Here is a 13,189-nt window from a genome sequence, read left to right on the forward strand (position 1 = left end):
GATAATCATTATCAATATAAACAATTTAGACAGGTTGTTATGTGATGTAAATCACGCATAAAAAAATCCTCTTGAAGCACATCTCTACAGAACACGCTTTTGTGGGTGTTGGTGTAGATGTATTGGCTTCAAGAAGATTATCGAAAATAACGCGCGATATTACGTTGTTTTATGAATTTATAATATCATATTGCTCCAATACCTGCCGATGTAGCGGGTGGTCTGCGGGTATGGATGTATAGCGTGTCAGCGCCACACCCAGTCCTTCGCTGCGGATCACCTGCTGAAGCTCGACTGCCTCAGGGTCCTCCGCAATATCAAATTTACAGGCAGCAGCCATTCCTAGCGCCAGATGATCCGTCAAGATGCCATACTCCTCCGCTTGCAGTGCCGGACGTACAAGACGGTCATTGGGAGACAGCTTCCGCAAGGGTGAACGTCCAACCCGAGTGACCTCGTCTGTCAGATTAGGGTTGCGGAAGCGATCTAAAATTTTGGAGATGTACTTCTGATGCTCTCCCTGATCCAAACCGAAGCGCTTCACAAGCACCGCCCCTGTTTCCTCCAGTGCCCCTTGGATCGAATCCACCACCTTGTCATCCTTCATCGCTTCCTGAATGGTAGCATAACCCGCGGCATAACCAAGGTAGGCCGCCACGCAATGCCCCGTATTCACCGTGAACAGCTTGCGTTCAATGTAAGGCTCCAAATCCTGCACGTAAAGGATGCCTTCGATCTCTTTATGGTCAGAAGCCATTTGCGATCGATCCACCACCCACTCGTAAAAAGGCTCTACCTGCACGTGCAACGGGTCCTCATGATGCTGGATCGGCACAATCCGGTCTACAGCAGCATTGGGAAAATAAACCGAAGCCTCCGCCTTGGCACGAGTCGCCTCATCCAGTAGCGCAAAAACATGCTCTTTCAGTTGGGCGCTGCCTCCGATTGCATTTTCGCAGGCGATCACATGTAGCGGCGCTGCCCCGCGTTTTACCCGCCGCTTAATTCCCTCGGCAATGCCTGCTGCAATATGCTTGAGGATGCTGACACCCACTGCGGTCGTTACCAGATCAGCTTGGTCTACCGCATCCGCTACAGCCGCTGCATCTTTGCCATCAATCGCGGTTACATTCGTGACCATCTCCGCATCCTTGGTATCATTCGCCAACTCTACAGTGTATTGCTTGCGCCGGCGTAACTCGGATACAAGAGTGTCGTTAACATCCGAAAAGACAACCTCATAACCTGCCCGCGATAGAATCAATCCGATAAATCCGCGACCGATATTTCCTGCTCCAAAGTGGACGGCTCTCATAGCTCCATCTCACTTTCGAACAGATCGATAATTTCCTGAGGGGTCACCGCGTTGCGGAGTTTATCCATGTTTTCTTCCTCCGCGCATACCACAGCGATACTCGTCAAAATCTCCATATGATCGCCGCCTTGTGCTGCGATGCCGATCACCATATATGCTTTTTCTTCCCCAAAATCTACACCTTGCGGGAACTGAATGATCGAGATGCCTGTCGACTGAATAAACGTCTTGGATTCCTTCGTGCCGTGTGGAATAGCCAACCCGTTCCCGATATAGGTAGACACGATCTCCTCGCGTTCCAGCATCTTGTCAATGTACTCACCTGTAATATGTCCGGCATCCAGCAGGATTTGTCCGGCCATGCGAATCGCCTCATATTTGTCTTTGGCGGTTGCGTTCATTTTTACTTTGTCTATCGTCATAATGCTCACGGTAGGTTCCTCCCTGTCCCTAATTTACTGTGAAAAAATTCAGCCAGTTCACTCGATATATAATTGGCGATATGCTCACGGCTACCGTGTTTCAGTAGCGTAACCATGTCTTCCCGAAGTAGTAATGCACTAATCTCGCTCAATACCTCCAGGCTTTCTCTCGGCAGCTCGCGAGGTCCCAACATAAGCAGCACGCAATCTACCTGTTCGCCTGCATCCGCCAGCAGCGGCTCTGCCAGCTTATACAGCGTAAGCGAAGGCTCGCGAATATAGTGGCTGCGCGTATGAAACAAAGCTATGGAGGTATCAGGGATCACCTGACTACCCTGGCGCTCTCTTTCCATGAGCTGTGCAGCAATGCCAGAAGGCTCTGTGACGTTCCCCCGCCCCGCCTCCAGCATGCAGATAGCCTGTACGGTAGCGCGCATATCCATCCCCTGATTTTCCAGCGTATACACTTGAAATTGCTGTACAATGTGTACAATTTCCTCGAGACTTTTTCGCAGCCCCGTGAGCCACTCCATGCCCTGACCGGGCTGGACGGCCTGCTCCTGCTGCTGATCATTGGGATGCTTGAGTGTAATATGCTGGATAAAATGTCGCAGACGGTCACTCTCCTCCTGCGTCAGCAGCGGGCTGATCTTGAGATAGCGATCCGGTTCCAGCGGTAGCTCCACCGTCGAAATGATCAGATCATAATCCTCTTTCGGAATCCGCGCCGCCTCGTACCATGAGGCCCTATCCACGATTTTGATCTGTGGCAGCTCCTTGGCGAGCCTTGTTGCCAGCAGCCTGGATGATCCAATGCCGCTCGTGCAGACGACGATGGCCCGCACCTCCCGCCGCAATTGTCGCAGCCGCTCCAGCGAAGCGCCGAAATGCATGACGAGAAATCCGATCTCTTCATCCGGCACTTCCATTTCTGTCATGCCCGCCGCAGCCTTCTTCACCGAGTCGAACAAGCTGCCGTAATCCTTGCGGATTTGCTGGAGCAGGGGATTACGGATGGATCTGCCTTCCTTCAAACGTTTGAGTACCGGAGCCATATGGGCAATCAGTCCTTCACGCAGAACACGATCCTCTGCCAATGGCGTGTCTGTCTCTTCCTCTACACGACGAATCAACTCATGAACCGACTCCAGCAGTACGAGATCATCCAGCGGCAGCAGCCGGGTTGAATGATCCTCGGCATCACGGAATAGCAGTCTGAAATAAGATCGTTCCGGCTCTGGAAAATCAATATCCAGCGCCTCTGACAATTCCGTGCATATGCGTTCCACCATAGCTGTGCGCAGCATGATATTCTCATCCGAATCTGTTTTGGAATACGAGAGACGATGATCCACAACGTATCCGAGCCGCAGACGTGCCAGCGAAACGCAAATTTGAATCAACAGCTCCATATATTTGCTTTCCACCATGTTTTTCAGCCATTTCTCATGGGGCTGCCAGAGGGCATTTTCCACGGTCAGCAGGTTCTCTCTGCCAATCATCTCCAGCAACTTGTCAGCGACACGTGTCACAGGACGAAGCTCCTCCCGGCTGGAAAACAGATCCGATTCATCCAAATACTCTAGAGCCAGCTCGGAAATCGCCCGTCTTTTGTCCGTCTCCCGGCCTGTAATCTCGACGCCGTACCCGCGTCTGCGCACAAGCACGAGTCCCCGTTCCACGATCCAGCCTTGCAATTCGTCCAGATCATGACTGACAGTAGTTACTGCGACCTTCAAATCAGCAGCCAGCGCCAGCAGCTTGATCGGCTCCTGTGTATCCAGCAGCATACAGAGAACCACGATCTTTCTTTCCTCAGCCGAATATTCGTCCGACTTCGTATGCATCAATTGCTCCCGCAGACATACAAGCTGAGCCGGGTCGGCATCCACATAGATACCAATCCCTGATTTTTTCTCCAGCTTTACCTCATGAGCCGCTAACCAATGCTCGACTGCACTGAGTTCCCGGTGAACCGTCCTTGTGCTGACATTAATCTTCGTGGCAATTTCCCCGGCCGTTACCTCTTGGGACTGCTCCAGAAGATATTCCACGATGTCACGTTGTCGTTTCGTAATATTCATAAGCGCATACCGTTCCTTCCCAAGCTCATCCCTTCCGCAGAACACACGAACTGCATACAAGGCGGCCTGACTACTACAGGGGATTAAGAATCGGATTTCAGACGTTCCACCAGCGCTTCGTATTCAGGACTCTTCAGGAAATTATCAATAGAAATATGCTCGGCATTTGGAGCCACCGTTTTAGCCCGGTCCGTCAACGTTTTTTGCGTAATAACAATATCCGCATCCTGCGGAATCTCACTGATTGCCGTGTTCGTTACCGTGACATCCACATCCGCCTGCTTCATTTTTTTGCGTAAAATCGAGGCGCCCATAGCGCTTGAGCCCATACCTGCATCACAGGAAAAGACGATCTTGTTCACATCTGATTTATCCTTGACCGTTTGAACTTCACCAATCTCCGCAGCCCGATCAGCTTCGCGGTTATCTTCCGTTACAGTGGTATTTTCGCCTGCAGCCTTGCTTTGAGTTTTCATATCCTTCATGCGGGATGCCGCTTCCTCAAGCCCCTCTTCTTTTTGCTTACCTGTCTTGAGTAACACAGCAGCAACAGCAAACGATACGACCGCAGCAGCAATCACACCGCTCAGCATTGGCAAATATCCGCCTTTTGGCGTCATCAGGAAATAAGCGATGATACTACCCGGTGAAGGAGCTGCTACCAGTCCGGCACCTGTCAGCATGAAACAGAACGTTCCCACCACACCCCCTGCTATAGCAGCAAGAATCAGAATCGGCTTCATCAAAATATAAGGGAAATAAATTTCATGAATCCCGCCGAAAAAGTGAATGATAACCGCGCCGGGAGCCGACGACTTCGCAGGGCCTTTACCAAACAGGCAGTAGGCCAGCAAAATACCGAGCCCTGGTCCAGGGTTCGATTCAAGCATGAACAAAACGGATTTGCCTGTTCTTGAAGCCTCCTCCAGCGCAATCGGACTCAATACTCCGTGGTTCAGTGCGTTGTTTAGAAATAATACTTTTCCGGGCTCAATAATGAGGTTGACGAGCGGCAAAAGCCCTGCGTTCACGAGGAACTGTACCCCTGCTGACAACACTTGACTGATAATTTGTACAAACGGTCCGATTGCCACATGAGCAAGCAGCGCTAAAATCGCCCCGATAATCCCTGCCGAGAAGTTATTGACCAGCATTTCAAAGCCTGATTTAACTTTGCCGTCAATCGCTTTGTCGAATTTCTTCAATATCCATGCAGCCAGCGGACCCGCTACCATCGCGCCGAGGAACATCGGAATGTCCGCCCCGACAATGACACCCATCGTCATAATGGCCCCGATCACACCTCCGCGCTGTCCGTGAATCATTGTGCCACCCGTATAACCGATCAGCAGCGGCAGCAAATAATTTTTCATCGGATCAACCAGTTGTGCAAAACCCTCATTCGGGAACCATCCGGTCGGAATAAAGAGTGCCGTGATCAATCCCCACGCGATAAAGGCCCCCATATTGGGCATAACCATACCGCTGAGAAAACGACCGAAACGCTGTACGGCAACGCGAGCGCCTCCGTTTGAATTGGACTTTGCGTCCACTGTGCTCATATTCATATCCTCCTTATAGGTCAGTATTTTGCATCATTCGATTCCCAACGCTCGAAAGTACAATAGATAAACGAACTAAACCGTTTCGATCTATCTATTGCTGATTTGAAATCGCTCTTGGGATTGTTGCAAAATACCCAGGTAATAAGCATCACTACCTTTTCTTAAAATTCATACTAAATGACAACGCTATCTTCATCAACGAAATGAAAACGTACTTTCGTCATGAACGTTGATGACAACATTTAAATTTAAGATAAACAGGCGCGAAATCATTAGGCATAATTCCTCTTAATGTGGCCTGAAACGTTAGAATTTAGTCGAGAAACCATGCGTCATCTATACCATTTCTATACAAGGAATATCCTCCAAACAAGGGAAAAAGAACGTAATTACGCTTGCCAAAAAAGACAGCAAAAAATAGCCGCTATGCCCAATCATCGCGACTATTTTTATACAAAACCGAGTGGACAAACGCCACTCTTATTCAGTTATCCAACCTACTTTGCCCCATTATTACTCATTGGCAGTCAACTGCTCGTACTGATCCGCAGACAGCAGCTTGCTTAATGATTCCTCTACATCTCCTCCAATCTCCACTTCGATCATCCAGCCTTTTTCATAGGGAGACTCGTTCACCAGCTCAGGCGTACTTTCCAGCGCTTCATTCACCTTCAACACCGTTCCCGTCACCGGAGCGAACAGGTCGGATACTGTCTTTACCGATTCAATAGTACCGATCTCTGCCCCCTGCTCAATCGTTGCTCCCTCCCCAGGCAGCTCCACAAAAACGATATCCCCCAGCTGATGCTGTGCAAAGTCCGTAATACCGATTCGTACCGTTCCATCCTCTGTGCGCTGAACCCACTCATGTTCCTCTGTGTACCAAAATTGCTGCTTCACTTCACTCATCCTGCTCGCCTCGCTTCCATATGGATTACATCGTTTCGCCTACCCGTCTGTGACAGGTTAAGATTATGACAACAAGAACTCTCATGTCAATAATACTAACAAAAATATTTCACATTTCTCCATATATCGTTCTAGCTAAAAATACGGCAGGATATAACAAACGCTTACATATCCTTATTTATGAATAAAATGTTTTATAAAATGATGTTGATGACATTTTTGTTGACATTTCAAATAAATTTGCGTATTAATGGGTTATAACAAGTGCTTTTAGAAATACCCGATAACTGTAAACGCGGATGAACGTGGAGGGAGAGACTGCCAAAACTCGCATAGCTGTTGCCGCCTGTGAAAACAAGGTAGCAAGCGAGTCGGATCAAGCTGTTACCGGCAGGGCCGGATGACGTATAGCTGATCCAAGGGCAGCGCCGAAGGAGTAAACCTGCACCGCAGGTGAATCTCTCAGGCAAAAGGACCTCTGCCGGACGCATCTCTGGAGAGCATTCGCCATACAGGCGGATCACCCAAGGGGAAACCTGGTACACACCGGGGTAACTCTCAGGTATCAAGGACAGAGCTGAAGAAAAGTGTGTGGACTGCCGTCCATACGTTTTTTTCAGCCTGTCTTTTTTGTTTAGCTGATCACACTGGATAGGAGTGAAAAAATGACTAACTTGCGAAAAACGTCGCTGTATTCCTCCTACGGCACGCTGCCGGGGGTTCGTTGCATTGATTTTGGCGGCTGGGAGCTGCCTGTACAGTTCAGCGGCATTCAAAAGGAGCATGAGGCTGTCCGACAACGTGCGGGATTGTTCGATGTATCGCATATGGGTGAATTCCTGGTCGAGGGCCAGGAAGCCGAAGCATTTCTGCAACAGGTGACGACGAACGATGTCAGCCAATTGGAGCCGGGCCAGGCCCAATATTCGCTGCTGTGTTACCCGGATGGAGGTGTAGTAGACGACCTGCTTGTTTACCGCAAAGGGCCGGAGCGTTACATGCTCGTTGTGAACGCCTCGAATATCGACAAAGATTGGGATTGGTTGCTTCGCCATGCTCCTGCATCCGTTCATCTGGAAAACGTATCAGATGCGGTAGCACTGCTGGCATTGCAAGGACCTGAAGCTGCGCGTATTGCCGCAGCCGTGACAGACACGGACATTACGAAGCTGGCATCCTTCCGATTCAATGAGGATGTGCAATTGTTCGGGGCAAAAGCGCTCGTCTCCCGCACCGGATACACGGGGGAAGACGGCTTTGAATTTTATGTGCCCACGGCGGATGCACCGGCAGTGTGGGACGGATTGCTTCGCATCGGTGAGCCGTATGGTCTGGTTCCCGCCGGACTTGGAGCCAGGGATACGCTGCGCTTCGAGGCGCGGCTACCGCTGTACGGACAGGAGTTGTCCGCTACCATTTCGCCACTGGAAGCTGGTTTAGGCTTCTTCGTCAAGCTGAATAAGGGAGATTTTATCGGGAGAGAGGCCCTGCAACGTCAGAAAGAACAAGGTATTCCCCGCAAGCTGATCGGACTGGAAATGCTCGACCGCGGCATCCCGCGTGCCCATTATCCCGTTTTTGCGGAAGGACAGCACATTGGCGAGGTCACAACGGGAACCCAGTCGCCCACCTTAAAGCGTAATCTGGGTTTGGCTCTGGTGGACAGTCATTTCAGTTCCCTATCCACACCGCTGGAGGTCGAGATTCGTGGCAAGCGCCTGCGCGCCGAGGTAGTAGCAGCGCCCTTTTATAAACGTCCACGCTGATTTAAACGCTCGTCTTACTATAACTATCGTGATCCGTTACTAACCGCTGCCCAGTGGGCAATCGTTTATTAATCATTTGTTAATCGTTTTACGTTTTTACGATCTTGTTGGTTGAAAGGAGCCAGACCCAATGAAACAACACCGCTATCTTCCCATGACCGAGCAGGATCAAGCTGAAATGCTGCGCGTGGTCGGCGCATCGTCCATCGACGATTTATTCAGCGATATTCCCGAGGCGATCCGGTATAAGGGGGAGCTGCTCCTGTCTTCTCGGTTAGACGAAAGAGCCTTAACCCGCCACTTATCAGGACTGGCCGGGCAAAATGCCAATACTGACACGCACGCCAGCTTTCTCGGCGCAGGGATTTACGATCATCATATTCCATCCGTCATCCAGCATATCACTTCACGCTCGGAATTTTATACGGCCTACACTCCTTATCAACCGGAGGTAAGCCAGGGCGAGCTGCAAGCCATCTTCGAATTTCAATCGTATATATGCGAATTAACAGGCATGGCTGTAGCCAATGCCAGTATGTATGATGGAGCGACTGCGCTGGCAGAAGCGGGCTCATTGGCCGCCGCTGCCACCCGCCGCAAGCAGCTTATCGTATCGCGGACCGTCCATCCGGAGGCACGTCAGGTGTTGGCTGCCTATGCACGCGGGCTGGATTTGGATGTCGTGGAGATCGACTGTGCAGATGGTGTAACTGACGTGAAGGCATTAACGGCGGCCATATCGGAGCAGACGGCGGCAGTTTTGGTCCAAAGCCCTAATTTTTTCGGGGCCGTGGAAAATCTGAAGCCGATGGCTGACCTGATCCATGCGCACAAGGGTCTTATGGTCGTCAGTGCCAATCCACTGGCATTGGGCTTGCTGGAAGCGCCCGGCAAGCAGGACGCGGATATTGTCGTAGGAGACGCGCAGCCGCTTGGCATCTCCTCCTCCCTCGGTGGCCCAACCTGTGGTTACTTTGCCGTTTCTCAGGCGCATATGCGCCGTATCCCCGGCCGTATTGTGGGCCAGACCACAGATCGCAACGGTAAACGCGGCTTCGTGCTGACCTTGCAGGCACGGGAGCAGCATATCCGTCGGGAAAAGGCCACCTCTAACATATGCTCCAATCAGGCACTGCTCGCTTTATCTGCCTCTGTGTATTTGTCCGTCATGGGTAGACAGGGCATCGCGGAAGTAGCCGAGCTAAACCTGCACAAAAGCCGCTACGCATTGGAGCAACTACTCGGCTTGAAGGGCGTGACTGCCTCCTTTACTGCACCCACCTTTAACGAGTTTGCCCTGCGGTTACCTGAGGGTACCGATATGAATAAACTGCAAGCCGGATTGCTTGCTGCCGGATTTATCGGCGGCTACGATTTAGGGCGAGATTATGAGGAATATGCAGGTCACTTGCTGATTGCCGTGACAGAGCAACGAACAAAGGAAGAGATCGATCAATTCGTGCATACCTTGGGGGGATTGCTATGACGCATACTACAGGACAAGATCAGGGTACACCGAATCCAGAAGTCGAATCCAGTCGGAATCAGATGAAAAAGCATGAGCAGGCGCTCATTTTTGAATTGAGCAGACCGGGCCGTATCGCCTATTCCCTGCCTGAATGCGATGTTCCCCGGCGTCCGGTGGCAGAGCTTTTGCCGGATTATGCGCAGCGCAGCGAGCTTGCGGCATTGCCCGAGGTATACGAAGTAGACGTTATTCGACATTATACTGCACTGTCACGGCGTAATTTTGGCGTGGACAACGGATTTTATCCGCTCGGCTCCTGTACGATGAAATACAACCCCAAGGTGAATGAGGATGTCGCCCGTTATGCAGGCTTCGCCAAAATCCATCCGTACCAGCCGGAGGACAGCATCCAGGGGGCCATGGCGCTGCTCCATACGCTTCAAAACGATCTGGCCGCGTTAACCGGCATGGATGCCGTCACCCTTCAGCCCGCCGCGGGCGCCCATGGCGAATGGACCGGGCTGATGATGATCCGCTCCTACCACGAAGCGCGTGGTGAGCGGCGTACCAAGGTGCTCGTGCCGGATTCCTCGCACGGAACGAACCCCGCCAGCGCCACTGTGGCAGGCTTCGAAACGGTCACCCTCCCCTCCACACCGCAGGGGCTGGTGGATCTGGACGCGCTGCGTCAAGCCGTGGGCAACGACACCGCTGCGCTTATGCTGACCAACCCGAACACGCTCGGGCTGTTCGAGAAGCAAATCGCTGACATTGCCGCGATTGTGCATGAAGCGGGTGGCCTGCTCTACTATGATGGCGCGAACTCCAACGCCATTATGGGGATCACCCGCCCCGGGGATATGGGCTTTGACGTGGTGCATCTCAATTTGCACAAAACGATGAGTACCCCACATGGCGGAGGCGGACCCGGCGCGGGACCTGTGGGGGTAAAGCAGCGGCTCATTCCGTATTTGCCCAAGCCGCTTGTCGTGCGTGATCCACAGGGCACGTACCACTGGGACCGAGAACAGGGCGATTCCATCGGACGGGTCAAAGCCTTTTACGGAAACTTCGGTATTCTCGTCCGTGCCTATGCCTATATCCGCAGCTATGGCCCTGACGGCTTGAAGCGGGTATCCGAATGTGCCGTACTTAATGCCAATTATATGATGCATCGGCTGGCTCCGCATTTTGACATCCCTTATCCAGGCTATTGCAAACACGAATTTGTGATGTCCGGACGGGGCTTAAAGAAATTCGGAGTGCGTACACTTGATGTTGCCAAGCGATTGCTCGATTTCGGCTACCATCCGCCTACGATTTATTTCCCGCTGAATGTAGAGGAATGTATCATGATCGAGCCGACAGAAACGGAAAGCAAAGAGACGCTTGATGCCTTCATTGACACCATGATCCAAATTGCGCGGGAAGCGGAGGAAACGCCTGAATTGGTGCTGAATGCTCCATATACCACTCCAGTCACGCGACTGGACGAAGCAACTGCAGCTCGCAAGCCTATATTGAATTGCTCATGCAGCTAAAAGCAAACTCCAATTTGGGGCATACAAAAAGGCCGGTATCTGTTAGATACCGGCCGCTGTATGTAAACAGCAATTTTTGTTGGAAAAAGATATACCTTGAAAATGTGATACCCTTCCTTAGCCTTCAATGCTTTGAACCAATTCAACAACCTGCTCGGCTGTTTGCATGTCCAAAGCTTTTGCAGCCAGTTTCTCCATGTCCGCGCGGGACAATTTCGAAATTTGACTGCGTGCTGGCAGAATGGAAGTGGCACTCATGCTGAACTCATCGAGTCCCAGACCCAGCAGCAATGGAATTGCTGTTGTATCCCCTGCCATTTCACCGCACATACCAACCCAACGTCCTTCACGGTGAGCGGCATCAATAACCATTTTCACCAGACGCAAAATGGATGGGTTATATGGTTGATACAAATAAGATACCCGTTCGTTCATGCGATCCGCTGCCATCGTGTACTGAATCAGATCGTTCGTACCGATACTGAAGAAATCAACCTCTTTCGCGAATTGGTCAGCCAATACCGCTGTAGAAGGAATTTCTACCATGATGCCCAACTGAATTTCTTCAGATACGGCTACACCCTCGGCTACCAACTTTTCCTTTTCCTCCAGCAACACAGCTTTGGATTCACGGAATTCGTTTAGCGTAGCAATCATCGGGAACATGACCCGCAGGTTACCATGTACACTTGCCCGCAGCAAAGCACGCAATTGAGTACGGAAAATGTCCTGACGGTCCAGACACAGACGAATAGCACGGAATCCGAGGAACGGATTCATTTCCTTCGGCAGATCCAGATAAGGAAGCTCTTTGTCGCCACCGATGTCCAACGTGCGGACTACAACTGGTTTGCCTTCCATTCTTTCCAGAACGGTTTTGTATGCTGTGTATTGTACTTCTTCGGATGGAAGCTTATCGCGTCCCATGTACAAGAATTCAGTACGATACAGGCCGACGCCTTCGCCACCGTTATCCAGTACACCAGCTACATCGTTAGGCGTACCGATATTGGCTGCCAGTTCGACGTGCACACCATCGACGGAAACCGTAGCTTCGCCGCGCAGCTTCCGCCACTCTTCGCGTTGCTTGTCGTATGCCACCTGTTTAGCCCGGTATTCAGCAACGATCTCTTCGGAAGGGTTCACGAATACGTGACCATCCAGACCGTCGACGATAATCAAATCGCCGCTTTTAGCTTGGGACAGTATATTTTTAGTTCCTACAACCGCAGGAATTTCAAGTGAACGAGCCATAATAGCCGAGTGCGAAGTACGTCCGCCGATGTTGGTTGCAAAGCCTTTAACAAATTCGCGATTCAGCTGAGCTGTGTCGGAAGGTGTCAAATCTTCTGCAAGTACAATCGTTTCTTCGGCAATTTCTGCAGGACTGACAAAATGAACACCAAGCAGGTGATTCAGGATCCGCTTGGTTACATCACGCATGTCCGATGCGCGTTCTTGCAAATAAGCACTTTTCATGTTTTCGAACATGGAAATAAACTGTGAAGCTACTTCGTTCAGAGCATAGTCAGCATTAAGCTGCTCGTCTCTGATCTTAGCTTTAACTGGATCGATCAGTTCAGGATCATTCAGGATCAACAGGTGAGAAGCAAAAATTTCTGCTTTTTTCTCGCCCAGCTCCTGTAAAGTTTTCTCCTTAATCGCTTCCAATTCGGTTTGAGATTCTACTAAAGCCGCATCCAATCTTGCAATTTCAGCTTCAGCATCACCAACCGCGCGTCTCTCTACAGCGTAATTCGGATGCTCCAAGATAAACGCCCGGGCAATGGCGATGCCTGCCGAAGCGGCAATCCCGGAAATTTTAAGCATGAATTTCGCCCAGCCCTTCGTTAACGATTACATTTTCAAGAGCTTTCAGAGCGTCAGCAGCTTCAGCGCCTTCACAGATGATGTTGATGGTATCGCCTTGTTCCAGACCAAGAGACAATACACCCAGAATGGATTTCAAAGTTACTTTTTTACCGTTAGCTTCGGCAAAAGATTCAGCACCGCTGAATTTGTTAGCTGTATTTACCAGCGCTGTTGCAGGACGTGCATGGATACCGTCTTCATCTGTAATTCTAAAAGTTGTTTGCATAATTGTTCCTCCCACTTTCCT

The 13,189-nt window shown here is 50.8% G+C and carries 10 protein-coding genes and 2 riboswitches; of the genes, 3 read left to right on the top strand and 7 right to left on the bottom strand.

Translation table 11 applies throughout. The features are described from left to right. Window positions 1-169: 169 nt before the first annotated feature. From ABH897_RS19730 to gcvH, 5 genes are all read right to left on the bottom strand, one after another. Window positions 170-1,315: a mannitol-1-phosphate 5-dehydrogenase gene (locus ABH897_RS19730; RefSeq protein WP_404581310.1), complete on the bottom strand. Its 1,146-nt coding sequence runs from the start codon at window positions 1,313-1,315 to the stop codon at window positions 170-172. Then, entirely contained in the window at window positions 1,312-1,746 is a 435-nt protein-coding gene (locus ABH897_RS19735; RefSeq protein WP_014282897.1) for a PTS mannitol transporter subunit IIA, read from the bottom strand. The genes ABH897_RS19730 and ABH897_RS19735 overlap by 4 nt, the downstream gene beginning before the upstream one ends. After that, window positions 1,743-3,821: a BglG family transcription antiterminator gene (locus ABH897_RS19740; RefSeq protein WP_283657260.1), complete on the bottom strand. Its 2,079-nt coding sequence runs from the start codon at window positions 3,819-3,821 to the stop codon at window positions 1,743-1,745. The genes ABH897_RS19735 and ABH897_RS19740 overlap by 4 nt, the downstream gene beginning before the upstream one ends. Before the next feature lie 83 nt (window positions 3,822-3,904). After that, window positions 3,905-5,383 (bottom strand): PTS mannitol transporter subunit IIBC, encoded by a 1,479-nt coding sequence (locus ABH897_RS19745; RefSeq protein ID WP_283652929.1) that lies wholly within the window; start codon window positions 5,381-5,383, stop codon window positions 3,905-3,907. A gap of 516 nt (window positions 5,384-5,899) precedes the next feature. Then, entirely contained in the window at window positions 5,900-6,295 is a 396-nt protein-coding gene (gene gcvH, locus ABH897_RS19750; RefSeq protein WP_283652930.1) for a glycine cleavage system protein GcvH, read from the bottom strand. A gap of 299 nt (window positions 6,296-6,594) precedes the next feature. After that, window positions 6,595-6,783: riboswitch (glycine riboswitch) on the top strand. After that, window positions 6,784-6,880: riboswitch (glycine riboswitch) on the top strand. Window positions 6,881-6,960: 80 nt separating this feature from the next. Here gcvH and gcvT point away from each other — a divergent pair. The 3 genes from gcvT to gcvPB all read left to right on the top strand — a co-directional run bounded on the left by gcvT (window position 6,961) and on the right by gcvPB (window position 11,070). Next, a complete protein-coding gene (gene gcvT, locus ABH897_RS19755) occupies window positions 6,961-8,061 on the top strand; it encodes a glycine cleavage system aminomethyltransferase GcvT (RefSeq protein WP_283652931.1) in 1,101 nt (366 codons plus the stop codon). Window positions 8,062-8,191: 130 nt separating this feature from the next. Beyond that, window positions 8,192-9,547: an aminomethyl-transferring glycine dehydrogenase subunit GcvPA gene (gcvPA, locus tag ABH897_RS19760; protein ID WP_283652932.1), complete on the top strand. Its 1,356-nt coding sequence runs from the start codon at window positions 8,192-8,194 to the stop codon at window positions 9,545-9,547. Then, window positions 9,544-11,070, top strand: coding sequence for an aminomethyl-transferring glycine dehydrogenase subunit GcvPB (gene gcvPB, locus ABH897_RS19765; protein WP_404580098.1), 1,527 nt, complete (start codon window positions 9,544-9,546; stop codon window positions 11,068-11,070). Before gcvPA ends, gcvPB begins: the two co-directional genes overlap by 4 nt. A gap of 117 nt (window positions 11,071-11,187) precedes the next feature. On the opposite strand, the gene ptsP is transcribed toward gcvPB, so the two are convergent. Then, window positions 11,188-12,900 carry a phosphoenolpyruvate--protein phosphotransferase gene (ptsP, locus tag ABH897_RS19770; RefSeq protein ID WP_404520997.1) on the bottom strand — a complete coding sequence of 571 codons (1,713 nt, stop codon included), beginning with the start codon at window positions 12,898-12,900 and terminating at the stop codon, window positions 11,188-11,190. Next, on the bottom strand, window positions 12,893-13,168 hold the full coding sequence (locus ABH897_RS19775) for an HPr family phosphocarrier protein (RefSeq protein WP_014282905.1): 276 nt from the start codon (window positions 13,166-13,168) through the stop codon (window positions 12,893-12,895). The genes ptsP and ABH897_RS19775 overlap by 8 nt, the downstream gene beginning before the upstream one ends. Window positions 13,169-13,189: the final 21 nt, after the last annotated feature.

It is taken from the genome of Paenibacillus sp. RC73, from assembly GCF_044908085.1.
GTDB lineage: Bacteria > Bacillota > Bacilli > Paenibacillales > Paenibacillaceae > Paenibacillus > Paenibacillus terrae_A.

Excerpts from the sequence above, each read along its gene's own strand:
- ABH897_RS19775 (WP_014282905.1), bottom strand. The coding sequence starts at position 13,168 with ATGCAAACAACTTTTAGAATTACAGATGAAGACGGTATCCATGCACGT.
- ptsP (WP_404520997.1), bottom strand. The coding sequence starts at position 12,900 with ATGCTTAAAATTTCCGGGATTGCCGCTTCGGCAGGCATCGCCATTGCC.
- gcvPA (WP_283652932.1), top strand. The coding sequence starts at position 8,192 with ATGAAACAACACCGCTATCTTCCCATGACCGAGCAGGATCAAGCTGAA.
- ABH897_RS19730 (WP_404581310.1), bottom strand. The coding sequence starts at position 1,315 with ATGAGAGCCGTCCACTTTGGAGCAGGAAATATCGGTCGCGGATTTATC.
- gcvH (WP_283652930.1), bottom strand. The coding sequence starts at position 6,295 with ATGAGTGAAGTGAAGCAGCAATTTTGGTACACAGAGGAACATGAGTGG.
- gcvT (WP_283652931.1), top strand. The coding sequence starts at position 6,961 with ATGACTAACTTGCGAAAAACGTCGCTGTATTCCTCCTACGGCACGCTG.
- gcvPB (WP_404580098.1), top strand. The coding sequence starts at position 9,544 with ATGACGCATACTACAGGACAAGATCAGGGTACACCGAATCCAGAAGTC.
- ABH897_RS19745 (WP_283652929.1), bottom strand. The coding sequence starts at position 5,383 with ATGAGCACAGTGGACGCAAAGTCCAATTCAAACGGAGGCGCTCGCGTT.
- ABH897_RS19740 (WP_283657260.1), bottom strand. The coding sequence starts at position 3,821 with ATGAATATTACGAAACGACAACGTGACATCGTGGAATATCTTCTGGAG.